Source organism: Arminella tubonensis (assembly GCF_003240585.1).
In the GTDB taxonomy this organism is placed as follows: Bacteria; Pseudomonadota; Alphaproteobacteria; order Rhizobiales; family Rhizobiaceae; genus Rhizobium; species Rhizobium tubonense.
Window position 1 is genome coordinate 276795 of the sequence record NZ_PCDP01000001.1, and the last position, 14540, is coordinate 291334.

Sequence of the window (14540 nt, forward strand, 5' to 3'; positions counted from 1 at the left end):
TATCAGTTTGATGACGTAACCGTGACAGTCAATCCGCCGGTTCGGAATTTCCCAATTCATTCAATACTTCGGCTGCGAGCGTCCGTGTGATCCGCGTGCCGCGGGCAAGCGCCAAGCGATCCAGCCGGTCGACGATGGTCTGGGCGGCATTCAGCGACCGCTCCATTCTCGAGACAACGTAGAGGACAAGTTTGTCATCAATATAAAGCTGCCGATCGGCGAAGAGCTTCACGATTACCTGCGATAGCAGTTCCTCGTCCGGCTCGCCGATCTCGACGACTGTCGCCGCCTTCAGCCGGGACAGCAGATCGGGCAATTCAACGGGCCAGGACATCGGCCAGAGACGGCTCGTCATCATCAGGCTCGTGCCGTTTTCGCGGACGCTGTTGATGACGTGGAATAACTCAGTGTCATCGAAGCCTCGCCGGTCGACGTCCTCGAATACAACGGGTCCGAGCGCTGCCGCCATGGCAGCGCCCGATCCTGCGACCGGGTGAATGGCGGCGGCGGCGCTATGTTCCTGCCAGATGCTGGCAAGGTGCGACTTGCCGGAGCCGATCGGGCCGGTCAGGATCACGATGGGGGACGGCCAGTTCGGCCAGCTGTCGACGAGCGTCACGGCGGCACTCAGCGGCCCGGAGACCAGCAGATCGTCCCGGCCGCTTGCGGTGTCGTGCGTAAAAGCCAGAGGCAGCTGCTCAGCGCCCTTGCGCCTCGGCGAGGCGTTCTTGGGGTCGTTCGGTTCCATATTATTTCTCAGGAGTGCGTGCCTTGGTCCGGCTGGCCGGACCGGTCGCCGAGCGGCCGTAGTAAAGGTCGCTCTGAAGATATCGCGAAAGGGCGAAGCGGACAAGAACGCCGCAGGCAGCCGCTGCCGGTACCGCGATAAGCAGGCCGACGAAACCGAACAACGCGCCGAACGCGAACAGGGCAAACATCAGCCATACCGGATGCAGCCCGACGCTGGAGCCGACGAGCTTCGGCTGGAGAATGTTGCCCTCCAGGAACTGGCCGGTGAAGAAGACAGCAAGCACGAGGCCGACCCAGAGATAATCCGGCCAGAACTGCACGATGGCGATGCTGACGGCGAGGAACAGGCCGACTAGCGAACCGACGTACGGGATGAAGCTGATCATGCCGGCAAACAGGCCGATCAGCAGGCCGAAGTTAAGGCCGACAAGCGACAGGCCGACGCCGTAGTAGATGCCAAGGATAATGCAAAGCGAGCCCTGCCCGCGGATGAAGCCGGCGATCGCCTGGTCGATCTCGTGGGCGATCTGCCGCACCGTCGCGACGTGATCGCGCGGGATCCAGGCATCGACCTTCGCGATCATGCGATCCCAGTCCAGCAGGATATAGAAGGCGACGACGGGGGTGATGACCATCAGCGAGATGATATTGACCAGGGCCTTGCCCGAACTCCATAGCTGCCCGAACAGACCGGCGACGAAGCCAAGGCCATCCGACATGATGCTCGAGAGATTGTTTTTCAGCGCGCCCGCCTGGCTACGGATCCATTCCGGCACGATGGTATTCTGGGTATTTTCAACAAATTGCTGGAATTGCTGGACGTAGCCCGGAATGTGCAACATGAAATCATTGAACTGGCTGATGATAACGGGGATCAACAGCGTCAGCGCCAGGGCAAATACCAGGACGAATACGATCAGGATCACCAGGGTGGCCATCATCCGGCTGAGACCCAGCATTTCCAGTCGATCGGCTACCGGATCAAGGAAATATGCAATCGCCATGCCGGCGATGAAGGGCAGCAGGATCGAGCTGAACAGGAAAAGAAAGCCGATCACCAGGACAAGCACGACAAGCCAGAAGATAACCTGCTGCCTGAGGCCTGCGTTGCTGAGTTTCTGCTCCATCATCTTCCCCGAATTTGGTACCGTCGCACCTTCGGCTTAGGACATAGGATGGCGTCGTAAGTATGGTCAAGTCTCACGCCGGCGAAGCGCTTTCGGCAGCTGCAAAGCGGGGAAAATGCAGGGCTTCCGCCGGCAATGCCTTGCATAAAGGGTCTTGCCATGCAATTGCGACCCGATCAAAACCATGTGCCAAGGCGGGCAGCCAAGCATCGGAGGCGGAAGCATGAGCCAGTCGGGAAAAAACGGCCTGACCTATAGCGACGCGGGCGTAGACATCGACGCCGGCAACCTGCTCGTCGAAAAGATCAAGCCCGCCGTGCGCTCGACGCGCCGTCCGGGCGCCGACGGCGAAATCGGCGGCTTCGGCGGTCTGTTCGACCTCAAGGCGGCCGGCTTCACCGATCCTGTCCTGGTTGCCGCCAATGACGGCGTCGGCACCAAGCTGAAGATTGCCATCGACGCAAACTATCATGAGACGGTCGGCATCGATCTCGTCGCCATGTGCGTCAACGATCTGGTTGTCCAGGGCGCGGAACCGCTGTTCTTTCTCGACTACTTTGCCACCGGCAAGCTCGACCCGGACCAGGGCGCTGCGATCGTCGGCGGCATCGCCGCTGGCTGCCGCGAGGCGGGCTGCGCCTTGATCGGCGGCGAGACGGCTGAAATGCCAGGCATGTATTCCGATGGAGACTACGACCTCGCCGGCTTTGCGGTCGGTGCCGCCGAACGCGGCCAGCTGCTTCCGAAGGGCGATATATCGGAGGGCGACGTCATTCTCGGGCTCTCTTCCTCCGGCGTCCATTCGAACGGCTTTTCGCTGGTGCGCAAGATCGTCGAGCTGTCCGGCCTCGGTTGGGATGCCGCTGCGCCCTTCGCGGATGGCAAGACGCTGGGCGAAGCGCTGCTGACGCCGACGCGCATCTATGTAAAGCCGCTGCTCAAGGCGATCCGCGAGACCGGGGCCCTGAAGGCGCTTGCCCACATCACCGGCGGCGGCTTTCCGGAGAATATCCCGCGCGTGCTGCCGAAACATCTGGCAGCCGAGATCGACCTTGCGGCTGTCAAGGTGCCCGCGGTTTTCTCGTGGCTGGCAAAGACCGGCGGCGTCGAAGCCAAGGAGATGCTGCGGACCTTCAACTGTGGCGTCGGCATGATCGTCGTCGTTGCCAAGGAAAATGTAGAGATCGTCACCAGGGCGCTTGAGGCCGAAGGCGAGAGCGTTGTCCCGCTCGGCCGGATGATTGCCCGGGTGGAAGGGGCTGCCGGTACCGTCTACAACGGTACGCTCGCACTATGACGACGGGCTCGGCGCGCAAACGCGTCGTCGTCTTTATCTCAGGCGGCGGCTCCAACATGATGGCTTTGGTCAAGGCTGCGGCGGCCGCAGACTATCCGGCGGAAATTGTCGGCGTCATTTCGGACCGGGCCGATGCCGGCGGGCTTACCAGGGCGGAGGCTGAGGGTATCCCCGCCTTCTCCTTCGTCCGCAAGGATTTTCCGAGCAAGGAAGCGCATGAAGAGGCGATCCTTGCCAAGCTCGATCAGTTGCAGCCGGATATTCTTTGCCTTGCGGGCTATATGCGGCTTCTGACCGGCAGCTTCATTAACCGCTACGAGGGTCGGATCATCAATATCCACCCTTCCCTGCTGCCACTTTTCCCCGGGCTTCACACGCATCAACGCGCGCTCGATGCCGGCATGAAGATTGCCGGCTGCACAGTGCACTTCGTGACAGAGGGAATGGACGAGGGTCCCGTCATCGGCCAGGCGTCCGTGCCGGTGCTCGTTGACGATACGTCGGAAACCCTTGCCAATCGCGTGCTGACCGTCGAGCACCAGCTCTATTCGCTGGCGCTGAAACTGCTGGCGGAAGGCAAGGTTCGCATGGAAAACGGCGCTACCGTCGCCACCATCGAGGCAGGCGGCACGCTTGTCCCGCCGGCGCTGAAGCAACTGATTTCCCTGCTGGTCGACCCCAGCAAGAGCTGAAGCCCTGCTACGCCGCCAAGGCGTGATGCGGGCGCAACGGATGCAGCGTGCCGTCGCTGTAAACGACACGGCCGCTCCTGAAGGTTGCCCGGACACGCGGCACGTCGCCCGGCTCGACCGCGACCAGATCCGCCTTCTGGCCAATCGCGATCTCGCCGCGATCCATCAGCCCCGCCGCTCGTGCAGGGTTGAGCCCGGTCATAGCAACGGCCTTGGCGAGGCTTCCGCCGGACGCCTCGGCGATCTTGAAGGCGCCGAGCAGGAATGCAGCCGGATGATAGTCCGCAGCAAGAATGTTCAGCAGGCCCGCACGAGCCGCATCGAAAGCCGTAAGATTGCCCGACATCGACATGCCACGCAGCGCGTTCGGCGCGCCCATCAGCGTCCAGAGCCCGCGGCGACGTGCTTCCTCGGCCGCGGCAAGGGTGACCGGGAATTCGCTGATCGTGACACCGAGATCGTGCATCTCGGCGACCTTCTCCGCGCTGTCGTCGTCATGCGAGGCGAGCGACAGATTGTGCCTCAGCGACAAGCCGACGATGTCACGCAGCCGGGCATCGACTTCCGCCGATTCCTGGCGGAGCGCGATCCGCCTAGCGACAACCTCGGCCGCAGCCTCTTTCGAGATTGCGCGGCGCTCCGACATGCTGGCGATATAGCTGTCGACATTGTTGTACTGGCCCTGCCCCGGCGTGTGGTCTGTCAAAGAGACCATGTCCACGAAGCCGCCGTGCAGCAGGCCCTCAAGCGCCGGTGCCGCGCCGACATTGGTGATCTCGTAGCGGGCATGTACCCGATGATCGACCAGCAGGTCGCCGTTAAGTCGCTTGATGCCTTCGATGATGGCGCCGGTGTTCTCGAGTGAACGGATGTGGCCATAGACGCTTTCCGTCGCGAAGGAGACAGCCGCATAGGCTGTGGTCACGCCCGCCGATGCCAGCTTCTTGTCCAGTTCGTGAATGCCGAAATCGATCGGCATCATCGCGTTCGGGCGTGGCGCTATCTCGCGCTCCACCATATCGCCGTGCAGATCGACGAAACCCGGCATCAGCAGGCGCCCGCCGCCGTCAAAGGTGGACTGGACAACCGGGCCTGACCGGATCTCGGCAATCTCGCCATCCTCGATTCGCACAGAGCCGCTCTCGATCGTCTCGTCCGCCAGCACTACGGTGAAGTTGCTAAGCCACATATACGTCTCCTGAGGCTGGATCGTCGAAGGTTCCGTTTCGCCGGAGGGCTAATCGTCATTCATGACAATTGGATGAAGAGATGAATCACACATCCGCCTTTTGGTGAAATAACTATTTACCGGCCACTTTCACCGAAATTTCATCGGTCGGACGTCAGCAGATTCCGGTTCAACATCGCCCATTGCAGCAGGATGATCGTCTTCGCATCGAATATCTCGCCGCTTTTAATCATCGCCATCGCATTGGTGAGCGGCAACACGATCACCTCGATATCCTCGTGCTCCTCTTCGAGGCCACCACCGGGCGCGACGCGATCGGACGTATCGACGATCGCCGCGAAGAAATGGACAATCTCGGTTACCGCTCCCGGCGACATGAAGAGCTTGAACAGCGGTCGAACATCCCGCACGCGATAGCCCGTTTCTTCCATGGCCTCGCGGCGGATCGCCTCTTCCGGATGTTCGCCGTCAAGCAACCCCGCTGGTGTTTCGGCCAGCCAGGCTGCGTATCCCTCGAGATAGACGGGCAAGCGAAACTGGCGGACCAGGACGACCGTTTCCCTGTTTGGATCATAGAGCAGGATCGTGGCTGCCGGCGTGCGGTGATAGATCTCGCGCTTCAGCCGGTGCGTCTCGCCTTCGGAATCGGTGTAGTTGATGTCGAAGGTGCTCAGCCGCGTCCATTGGTCCGCAAGCGTCTTCTCGCTGACGATCTCGACCTTGGCCTTCTCAAATTTTGTCATTCATATCCCTGCGGAGCAAAAGCTTGTTGCTGTGTACGGCGGCACCGCCAGAGGGCGCGACGAGATTGGTGTGACCCATTTTCACCTTTGCCTGTGCTGGAGCTTGAATTGGGGTCGCAATGTTCCTTGCATTTGTATATTTCATGCGGTGCCGGGCCAAAAGACAAAAACCGGCTCATCGCAACCTTTCATGCAGGCTTCACCGAGAATGAACTATCGGCATATCTACCATGCGGGCAATTTCGCCGATGTGCTGAAGCATGCGGTGCTCGCTCGACTCATCCGCTACATGCAGAACAAGGACAAGGCTTTCCGCCTGCTCGACACACATGCGGGCATCGGTGTCTACGACCTTTCGTCCGACGAGGCGCAAAAGACCGGCGAGTGGCTCGACGGCATCGGTCGCGTGATCGCGGCTGATCTGAAGCCCGAGGTCGCTGCGCTGCTGGAGCCATACCTCTCTGCCGTGCATGAGCTTAATCCCGACGGCGGACTGCAATTCTATCCGGGGTCGCCGAAGCTCGCGCGCATGCTTTTTCGTCCGCAGGACCGGCTCTCAGCAATGGAGTTGCATCCCGAGGATCACAATCGCCTTCACCGATTGTTCGAGGGCGACCACCATGTGCGCGTCACCGAACTTGATGGCTGGCTGGCTCTCGGCGCCCACCTGCCACCGAAGGAAAAGCGCGGCATCGTTCTCGTCGATCCACCATTCGAAGAGGAAGGCGAATATGACCGCTTGGCCGACGGGCTTGCCAGGGCCTATCGCCGTTTTCCCGGAGGAACCTATTGCCTCTGGTATCCCTTGAAAAAAGACGCCCCGGTCAAGGCCTTTCATGAAACGCTCCAGGCTCTGGATATCCCGAAGATGCTTTGCGCCGAACTTGTCGTGCGCAGCGACCGCGATACGACCGGGCTCAGCGGTTCCGGTCTCGTCATCGTCAATCCGCCGTTTACGCTGAAGGACGAGTTGCACGTGCTGCTGCCAGCCTTGAAGGAAATCCTGGCGCAGGACCGCTTTCCCTCGCATCGCGCCTTCTGGCTCCGCGCCGAGCAAAAGACAGCCGCTAATGCGGACATCGACTGAAAGGTAATCTTATGAAGCTTCTCTGCTCGCCGATTTCGCCATTCTCCAGCAAGGTCCGAATGGCGGCGCGCTACCTGGAACTGGAGGTTACCGAAATTCGCGTCGACACCAATGCCGGCCCCGCGATCCTGGTCGACAACAATCCGCTCGGCAAGATCCCCACCCTTCTGACCGACGATGGCGTTTCCATCTTCGACAGTCGCAGCATCATGCATTATTTCGATCGCATGAAGGGCAAGCAGCTATATCCCACCAAGGACGGCAAGCGAACCGAAGCCGAGCTGCTAGAGGCGCTTTGCGACGGCACCTGCGACTGCCTTCTGTCCATCGTCTACGAACGTCGCTTCCGCACGGAAGAAATGATCTTCCAGCCGTGGATCGACCGGCAATGGACCAAGGCGAAGCGCACGCTCGATCACGTGAGCGCCGAGATCCCGAAGATAGGCAAGAAATTGCATGCCGGCCATTTCGCGCTGGCGGCTATGCTCGGCTATCTGCAATTGCGCTTCGAGGGACAATGGGAAGAGGATCACAGCGACCTCATCGGCTGGCTTCGATCCTTCGAGAAGAAATTTCCAGATTTTCAGGACCTGAAGCCGCAGGGCTAAGACGGCTTCGAGTGGACGCCTCCAATCCGGCAAAATGTTATTTCGAACAGCCCTGACCGGGCTGATTTGACATGTCTACACTCCATCAACTCGCCGCCAATCTGCCTACTAGACGACGCAGCAACTACAGCCTTAAGTGATTATCATTAAACATATACAAATTTTAGTTGCATCCCTTTCCATAGTGTATGAATAATAAATTCTCAGGTGAGGTTAAGAGACCAGATGGTGGGCTCGAGAGCAGGGACGACCCATCCGGCTCCAGAATATTGCTGATATTTTGCACTTAAAGGTGGAGAATTTGTATGATAAATTTTTATGCGTTTATTTTTGGCGTGTTTATGGGGCTGAGCGGATACAACAATAGCGCCGTATCCGATGGGACGTTCAATAGCAGCAATCCGACTGCAAGCTCGGTGCCTATAGTCGGAACAATTCCGCCGCCGACGGGGGCAGCTGAAAAGCCTGTCGTCATCACCACACATGACGAAATGCTGAGCTGGTATAAAGGCGCCAAGTTCGGCATGTTCATTCACTGGGGGATATTCAGCGACATTGGCAAAGGCGAGTGGGCTTTGGTCAATATACCCGGTTATAATAATGGACTGACGAGCGGCCTCGACAATTATAAGGCACATGCCAACAACTTCAACTCGGCTCCTGATAATATTGCCAAGATAGTGACGTTGGCGAAAACTAGCGGCATGCGCTACATCGTCCTTGTCACCCGCCATCATGACGGTTTCAATCTTTGGAACACGTCAGCAGACGCTTATTCTACCAAGTTCAATTCGACCCAGTTTGGCTCAAAGCGAGATGTCGTCAAGATTTTTGCCGACGAATGCCAGAAGCAGGGGATCAAGCTGGTTCTCTACTACTCGTTGCTGGACTGGATGCACCCAAGCTTTCCCGACGTAGCGGCCAGTAGCACACTCAAGATCCATTCCAAGCAGGCCGGTGACTGGGACGCCTACCGCACGTTCATGAAAACCCAGCTCACGGAACTGCTGACAAACTACGGGCAGATCGCCGGAATCTGGTTTGACGGTCATTGGTCTCTAGGGGACAACCGTTTGTGGAGAATGGAAGACCTCTACGCGTCAATCCATAAGGCTCAAGCCGTCACGTTGATCGGCAATAACCTCGGCGGCGGAACCTTCGGCGATACTCCGGGGACCGACTTCACCATTGGCGAGCGCAGAGCTGCACAAGGTGACCCCAATGCGGCCGGTGAAACCGTTGACACCAGTCAAGTGGGTGGCGATAGCCCGGGCGGTACCTGGGGATATGTTTCTGACGCCACTATCCAGCCTCGCGAGTGGATATTTGAGAACCTGATAGGCAGTATCTCGAGCGGCAAGAACTTCGTCCTCAATATCGGGCCGCGCGCTGACGGCACCTGGCAGAAAGCAATTGATACGGAATTCATCGCCGTGGGCTCATGGCTGCAGAAGAATGAAGAGGCAGTCTACGGTTCGCAGGCGGGCATCCCGGATTACGACTCCACGACGAAAGTCGGCGCTGACGGCAAGACCTATCTATATCTCTTCATTCGGGACGCCAAAGCTACCACAATCAGCCTGCCCACGGCTTTCGTCGATGTTCGCAACGCTCTGCCACTCGTCACTGGCGGAGCCACGATCCCGCTTTCCCTACCCGTTCGAAAGGATTCTGCTACTACGATCGTGGATTTTTCCTCTCTGGCACGGATCGATCGAGAACCGCTTGTCTTGAAGCTGGATGCGACGGTGCGTCCCTACTCATATGTTTCGGTGATAAGCAGCGCTCAAGCAGTGGCTTCCGCAACTTCGAACTGGATCGCCAATGAAGGCTATGGGCCGGAGAAGGCAATCGACGACGATCCATCAACGCGGTGGGCTTCAAACGCACCAACGCCAACCCTGACCCTGAACTTCGTCAAGCCGACCAAAATTGATGCAATCAAGCTCCAAGAATATTTTGAAGATGCGGAGGGCAGTTATCGCGTTGGGTCATTCACGATCGAGGCCAAGGTGGAGGATCAATGGCAGCAAGTCACCAGCGGGACAGGAATCGGGAAGCAGCTGTCACTATTTCTGAACAAACCTGTTTCGGCTTCAGCTCTGCGAATAAACCTGACGTCAAAAGACGGGAGAGGTCCGCCAAGCCTTTATACCTTTATTGCTCTCGCAAGGAAATAATGAGCATGAGATCGGCAGTTTGGATGCGCCTACAGGTGCTCCGGCATAAAGCACAAAAAAAGCCGGGACAAACCCGGCTTTTTCTTATGTGATGCGATCAGTCCTAGAACTTTACGCCGATACCGAGCTTGACGCTGTTCTCGTCGAAACCGCGCGAGATGCGGCCGGAGTCGAGGTTGAAGTCCTTGCTGCCGTAGTCGGTGTAGCGATATTCGACACGGGCCGTGATGTTGTTGGTGATCATCGTTTCTGCACCAACGCCGGCGGTCCAGCCAACAGCAGTGTTAGAGTCGGACGACGAGCCATCGGAAGCCTTGACGCGAGCGGCTGCAACACCGGCCGTACCGTAAAGCAGGAAGGGGTTCAGGTCGTAGCCGAGACGACCGCGGATCGAGCCGTTGGTGTCGTTCTTGGTCGTGACGCCGTTGCGGGTGTTGTCAGCGCCGGAATAGCCAGCATCGCCTTCAACACCGTAAACGATGTTGCCGCTCTGCCAGTTGTAGCCGGTGTAAAGCGAACCACCGAAAGCATAGCCATTGCCACCGCCATGGGTGAACTTGTCCATGTTGTAGGTGCCTTCAGCGCCGAGGTAGTAGCCGGCCCAATTGCTGACTGGGGCTACGTCCTGTGCGACAGGCGCTTCCGGAACCTGCTCAACCGCGTCTGCTGCCTGCGCTGCGGTGAAGCCGGCGAATGCAAAGGTCGAAGCCATGAGGGTCATCAAAATTGTACGCATACTTTCAGTCTCCTTATCAGTCTCGTGTTGTTCGTCGACTTTGTGTCGGCTTGTTGAAGCATCACGAGAAATTAATTAATGTCCCTCCCGGATCGAGGTGGAATTTGGAACTCAATTGCGGATTTGGAAGAGCCAAAATATGAAATCATTGTGGCGTCGACATGGCTGAATTTCGATGTTGCTTTAGCGCAACAGAAAAATCATTAACCATAACGAGTTGTTAAAGAGACAATACTTATTTTTACGCAAATATAACTCAAGATTTACGCACAGCAACTTTGTGGCCCGCTTTGCAGCGACACCTTTTCAGATGGTCTATCCGCGCCCTATATGAGTGCTAGTTGGGTAATGACTGCAAAAAGGCAATAAGTTGAGCGAAGAAAAGCTACGCACTGCCCTCATCACGGGGGGATCCAAAAGAATAGGAAGGGCAATCGCCCTCGATCTAGCCGCGAACGGGTTTGCAATCGCGATTCACGCCAACGCATCGTTCGCGGAAGCGGACGCGCTCGTGGCGGAATTGCGGCAAGAGGGCAAAAAGGCAGTTTCAGTCAAGGCAGACCTTCGAAATTTATCGGAAACGGCGACGCTGATAAAAAGAGCCTCTGCCGGGCTCGGCCCCATCGATCTATTGATCAACAACGCCTCGACATTCCAGAACGATTCTGCCGGACAGTTCGATGCCGAGGCTTTCGATGCTCATTTTGCGGTTCATGTCCGCGCTCCGTCCATCCTAGCAGCCGCTTTCGCCGAACAATTGCCGGCGGAGGTTTCTGGACTGATCGTCAATATGATCGACCAAAGGGTGTGGGCGCTCAACCCGCGCTTCTATTCCTATACATTATCGAAGTCGGCCTTATGGACGGCGACGCAAACAATGGCGCAGACTTTTGCACCGAGGATTCGCGTCAACGCCATTGGCCCGGGGCCGACGGTACCCAGCGTCCGCCAGACGAAGGAAGACTTCCAGGCGCAGATCGACGGGTTGATCATGAAGGCCGGACCGGGGCTGGAGGAATTCGGGCGGACCATCCGCTTTCTTTTTGACACTCCATCGATCACGGGCCAAATGATTGCCCTGGACGGCGGCCAGCACCTGAGATGGGAGACGCCCGACGTGGCGGAGAGCATGGAATGAACGCACGAAAGCTGCCGGACGGCGGCGTTCTCTACGACGAATCAGACGAGACGGAAGACGATATCGAAGTGGACAGCGGCGATGCCGTCGCCTCCACCGTGATCGCCGCCGCGGTCGACTGGAACGAAGGTTGGAAGAACGAGACTGGCCTCAAGGGCGCCGACCTGATAGGCGAATTCGTCAAGCGGCTGCCGAATGCGCCGGGCGTCTACAGGATGTTCAACGAGGCCGGCGACGTGCTTTACGTCGGCAAGGCCCGCAGCCTGAAGAAGCGTGTCAACAATTATGCTCTCGGTCGCGGCCATTCGAACCGGATCGCGAAGATGGTGCGCGAGACGGCGAACATGGAGTTCGTCACCACCCGCACCGAGACTGAAGCGCTACTCCTGGAAGCGAATCTCATCAAGCGCTTGCGCCCGCGCTTTAATGTGCTTCTGCGCGACGACAAGTCGTTTCCCTACATCCTGATTACGGGCGATCACCGCGCGCCGGCGATCTTCAAGCATCGCGGCGCACGCTCTCGCAAGGGCGAGTATTTCGGTCCGTTTGCCTCTGCCGGCGCCGTGGGACGGACGATCAATTCGCTGCAGCGGGCATTCCTGATCCGCACCTGTACCGACAGTGTCTTCGAGACGCGTACCCGCCCCTGCCTGCTCTATCAAATCAAGCGCTGTTCGGCGCCGTGCACGCGCGAGATCAGCGATGCCGGATACGGCGAACTGGTGCAGGAGGCGAAGGACTTCCTGTCCGGCAAGAGCCAGAACGTCAAGGCGCACATCGCCGAGGCGATGAACGGGGCTGCCGAGGATCTCGATTTCGAAAGCGCCGCCGTCTATCGCGACCGGCTGGCGGCCCTGTCGCATGTGCAGAGCCACCAGGGCATCAATCCCGCTGGCGTCGAGGAAGCCGATATCTTCGCCATTCATCATGAAGGCGGCATTTCCTGCATCCAGGTCTTCTTTTTCCGCACTGGTCAGAACTGGGGCAATCGTGCCTATTTCCCGCGGGCTGACCCGTCGCTGTCGAGTGCTGAAGTGCTGAATTCATTCCTGGCGCAGTTCTACGACGACAAGCCGGTGCCGCGGCAGATCCTGTTGTCGGAGCCGGTCGAGGAAATGGAACTGCTGGCGGCGGCGCTGAGCGAGAAGGCCGGCTACAAGATCTCAATCCTCGTTCCGCAGCGCGGCGAGAAGAAGGACCTGGTGGAGCACGTCGTCGGCAACGCCCGCGAGGCGCATGGTCGTAAGCTGGCCGAGACAGCTTCGCAGTCGCGTCTGCTCGAAGGTTTCAAGGAGACATTCAAGCTCCCCTACGTGCCGCAGCGGATCGAGATATACGACAATTCCCACATCATGGGCACGAACGCGGTCGGCGGCATGGTGGTCGCGGGACCGGAAGGTTTCGTCAAGAGCCAGTACCGGAAGTTCAACATCAAATCGACCGAGATCACTCCCGGCGACGACTTCGGGATGATGCGCGAGGTGATGACGCGTCGTTTCTCGCGGCTGCTGAAAGAGGAGGGATTGCCTGACCGCGCCAAGCCCGCAGTCGAGGATCCCGCCGATGCCCCCTTCCCAGCCTGGCCCGACGTTATCCTCATCGATGGCGGTCAGGGGCAGATGACGGCGGTGCGCACCATCCTCGAGGAACTTGGGATTACAGACAGTGTCATCGCCATCGGCGTTGCAAAGGGTGTCGACCGCGATGCGGGGCGCGAGCGTTTCTTCCCACCGTCGCGGGACAATTTCACGCTGCCTCCACGCGACCCCGTGCTTTATTTCATCCAGCGCCTGCGCGACGAGGCGCACCGCTTTGCGATCGGCTCCCACAGGGCGCGACGCAAGCGCGAGCTGGTGAAGAACCCGCTGGACGAGATCGGCGGCATCGGGCCATCCCGCAAGCGCGCTCTACTTCAGCATTTCGGAACCGCCAAGGCAGTTTCACGGGCTGCATTTTCCGATCTGCTGGCCGTCGAAGGCATATCCGAGGCGGTGGCGAAGCAGGTTTACAATCACTTTCACGACGACGCCGCGAAATAGAGCCGGCGAGTCGCAAATTCCACGCAATGACGATGGAAAAACAGAAACAATGTTGACGGTGCTAACCAAACACCGTCATCTGTCCAGACGCTCCAACGAAACGATTTCCATGGCTTCGCGCGCATACAACATCCCCAACCTGCTCACCTATGGCCGTATCCTGGCGGTGCCGCTGATCGTTCTCTGCTTCTTCGTCGAGGGGAAGCTTGCTAGTAGCGATTTCGCCCGCTGGGTGGCGCTTTGGATCTTCGTCATCGCCTCGATCACCGATTTCCTCGACGGCTATCTTGCCCGGATCTGGAATCAGACGTCGAATATCGGCCGGATGCTGGACCCGATCGCCGACAAGCTGCTGATCGCCTCGATCCTGCTGCTCGTCGCCGCCGACGGGACCATTGCCGGCTGGTCGCTCTGGGCAGCGATCATCATCCTCTGCCGCGAAATCCTGGTATCTGGCCTGCGTGAATATCTGGCAGCGCTGAAGGTCAGCGTTCCGGTGACACGTATCGCCAAGTGGAAGACGACGGCGCAGATGGTGGCCATCGCCTTTCTTCTTGCAGGACCGGCTGGCGACGAGATACTTCCTTATACGACGCAGATGGGCATCCTGCTTCTCTGGGTCGCTGCGCTGCTGACGATCTACTCCGGATATGATTATTTCCGCGCCGGTCTGAAGCACATCGTGGACGATGAATAATGACTAAGCTGGTCTATTTCGCCTGGGTGCGCGAGCGGATCGGCAGGAGTGAGGAAGAGCTCTCCCTGCCCGCCACCGTCGTGACGGCCGGCGATCTTCTGAATCATTTGAAGGGTCTGGGCGAAGAATATGAGATGGCGCTTCAGTTCCCGGAAGCGATCCGCGTCGCCATCAACATGGAACATGTCGAGCACGACGAACCGATCGGTGACGCGCGGGAGATAGCGCTTTTCCCGCCGATGACGGGGGGCTGAGAG

The 14540-nt window shown here is 58.6% G+C and carries 14 protein-coding genes; 9 read left to right on the plus strand and 5 right to left on the minus strand.

The features are described 5' to 3' along the window. Positions 1 to 28: 28 nt before the first annotated feature. Together hdaA and CPY51_RS01460 are read right to left on the minus strand one after the other, a co-directional pair. Entirely contained in the window at positions 29 to 748 is a 720-nt protein-coding gene (hdaA, locus tag CPY51_RS01455) for a DnaA regulatory inactivator HdaA (RefSeq protein ID WP_111158270.1), read from the minus strand. Between the two features lies 1 nt (position 749). Then, positions 750 to 1877, minus strand: a complete 1128-nt coding sequence (locus tag CPY51_RS01460) for an AI-2E family transporter (protein ID WP_111158271.1) — start codon at positions 1875 to 1877, stop codon at positions 750 to 752. 223 nt (positions 1878 to 2100) lie between these two features. Between CPY51_RS01460 and purM the strand changes: the two genes are divergently transcribed. Both purM and purN read left to right on the plus strand, forming a co-directional pair. Next, complete coding sequence (purM, locus tag CPY51_RS01465; RefSeq protein ID WP_111158272.1) at positions 2101 to 3174, plus strand: phosphoribosylformylglycinamidine cyclo-ligase; 1074 nt, start codon at positions 2101 to 2103, stop codon at positions 3172 to 3174. Further along, a complete protein-coding gene (purN, locus tag CPY51_RS01470; RefSeq protein WP_111158273.1) occupies positions 3171 to 3866 on the plus strand; it encodes a phosphoribosylglycinamide formyltransferase in 696 nt (231 codons plus the stop codon). The genes purM and purN overlap by 4 nt, the downstream gene beginning before the upstream one ends. A 7-nt stretch (positions 3867 to 3873) precedes the next feature. Here the strand turns inward: purN and CPY51_RS01475 are convergent, their stop codons facing one another. Together CPY51_RS01475 and CPY51_RS01480 are read right to left on the minus strand one after the other, a co-directional pair. Then, entirely contained in the window at positions 3874 to 5055 is a 1182-nt protein-coding gene (locus tag CPY51_RS01475; protein WP_111158274.1) for an alpha-D-ribose 1-methylphosphonate 5-triphosphate diphosphatase, read from the minus strand. A gap of 140 nt (positions 5056 to 5195) precedes the next feature. Then, positions 5196 to 5798 (minus strand): NUDIX domain-containing protein, encoded by a 603-nt coding sequence (locus CPY51_RS01480; protein WP_111158275.1) that lies wholly within the window; start codon positions 5796 to 5798, stop codon positions 5196 to 5198. 208 nt (positions 5799 to 6006) lie between these two features. On the opposite strand from CPY51_RS01480, the gene CPY51_RS01485 reads away from it, so the two are divergent. The 3 genes from CPY51_RS01485 to CPY51_RS01495 all read left to right on the plus strand — a co-directional run bounded on the left by CPY51_RS01485 (position 6007) and on the right by CPY51_RS01495 (position 9673). Then, positions 6007 to 6885 (plus strand): 23S rRNA (adenine(2030)-N(6))-methyltransferase RlmJ, encoded by an 879-nt coding sequence (locus CPY51_RS01485; RefSeq protein ID WP_111158276.1) that lies wholly within the window; start codon positions 6007 to 6009, stop codon positions 6883 to 6885. A gap of 11 nt (positions 6886 to 6896) precedes the next feature. Then, positions 6897 to 7493, plus strand: a complete 597-nt coding sequence (locus CPY51_RS01490) for a glutathione S-transferase (protein WP_111158277.1) — start codon at positions 6897 to 6899, stop codon at positions 7491 to 7493. A gap of 305 nt (positions 7494 to 7798) precedes the next feature. Then, positions 7799 to 9673, plus strand: a complete 1875-nt coding sequence (locus CPY51_RS01495) for an alpha-L-fucosidase (RefSeq protein ID WP_111158278.1) — start codon at positions 7799 to 7801, stop codon at positions 9671 to 9673. 103 nt (positions 9674 to 9776) lie between these two features. Here CPY51_RS01495 and CPY51_RS01500 read toward each other — a convergent pair whose 3' ends face one another. Next, a complete protein-coding gene (locus tag CPY51_RS01500) occupies positions 9777 to 10409 on the minus strand; it encodes an outer membrane protein (RefSeq protein ID WP_111158279.1) in 633 nt (210 codons plus the stop codon). 370 nt (positions 10410 to 10779) lie between these two features. Here CPY51_RS01500 and CPY51_RS01505 point away from each other — a divergent pair, with 370 nt between their 5' ends. From CPY51_RS01505 to moaD, 4 genes are all read left to right on the plus strand, one after another. Next, a complete protein-coding gene (locus CPY51_RS01505) occupies positions 10780 to 11547 on the plus strand; it encodes an SDR family oxidoreductase (RefSeq protein ID WP_111158280.1) in 768 nt (255 codons plus the stop codon). After that, positions 11544 to 13586, plus strand: a complete 2043-nt coding sequence (gene uvrC, locus CPY51_RS01510; RefSeq protein ID WP_111158281.1) for an excinuclease ABC subunit UvrC — start codon at positions 11544 to 11546, stop codon at positions 13584 to 13586. The genes CPY51_RS01505 and uvrC overlap by 4 nt, the downstream gene beginning before the upstream one ends. 109 nt (positions 13587 to 13695) lie before the next feature. After that, on the plus strand, positions 13696 to 14283 hold the full coding sequence (pgsA, locus tag CPY51_RS01515) for a CDP-diacylglycerol--glycerol-3-phosphate 3-phosphatidyltransferase (protein ID WP_111158617.1): 588 nt from the start codon (positions 13696 to 13698) through the stop codon (positions 14281 to 14283). Further along, positions 14283 to 14537 carry a molybdopterin converting factor subunit 1 gene (moaD, locus tag CPY51_RS01520; RefSeq protein ID WP_111158282.1) on the plus strand — a complete coding sequence of 85 codons (255 nt, stop codon included), beginning with the start codon at positions 14283 to 14285 and terminating at the stop codon, positions 14535 to 14537. The genes pgsA and moaD overlap by 1 nt, the downstream gene beginning before the upstream one ends. Positions 14538 to 14540 lie beyond the last annotated feature (3 nt).

Coding starts and splice junctions, on each gene's coding strand:
- hdaA (WP_111158270.1), bottom strand. CDS start 748: ATGGAACCGAACGACCCCAAGAACGCCTCGCCGAGGCGCAAGGGCGCT.
- CPY51_RS01460 (WP_111158271.1), bottom strand. CDS start 1,877: ATGGAGCAGAAACTCAGCAACGCAGGCCTCAGGCAGCAGGTTATCTTC.
- purM (WP_111158272.1), top strand. CDS start 2,101: ATGAGCCAGTCGGGAAAAAACGGCCTGACCTATAGCGACGCGGGCGTA.
- purN (WP_111158273.1), top strand. CDS start 3,171: ATGACGACGGGCTCGGCGCGCAAACGCGTCGTCGTCTTTATCTCAGGC.
- CPY51_RS01475 (WP_111158274.1), bottom strand. CDS start 5,055: ATGTGGCTTAGCAACTTCACCGTAGTGCTGGCGGACGAGACGATCGAG.
- CPY51_RS01480 (WP_111158275.1), bottom strand. CDS start 5,798: ATGACAAAATTTGAGAAGGCCAAGGTCGAGATCGTCAGCGAGAAGACG.
- CPY51_RS01485 (WP_111158276.1), top strand. CDS start 6,007: ATGAACTATCGGCATATCTACCATGCGGGCAATTTCGCCGATGTGCTG.
- CPY51_RS01490 (WP_111158277.1), top strand. CDS start 6,897: ATGAAGCTTCTCTGCTCGCCGATTTCGCCATTCTCCAGCAAGGTCCGA.
- CPY51_RS01495 (WP_111158278.1), top strand. CDS start 7,799: ATGATAAATTTTTATGCGTTTATTTTTGGCGTGTTTATGGGGCTGAGC.
- CPY51_RS01500 (WP_111158279.1), bottom strand. CDS start 10,409: ATGCGTACAATTTTGATGACCCTCATGGCTTCGACCTTTGCATTCGCC.
- uvrC (WP_111158281.1), top strand. CDS start 11,544: ATGAACGCACGAAAGCTGCCGGACGGCGGCGTTCTCTACGACGAATCA.
- pgsA (WP_111158617.1), top strand. CDS start 13,696: ATGGCTTCGCGCGCATACAACATCCCCAACCTGCTCACCTATGGCCGT.
- moaD (WP_111158282.1), top strand. CDS start 14,283: ATGACTAAGCTGGTCTATTTCGCCTGGGTGCGCGAGCGGATCGGCAGG.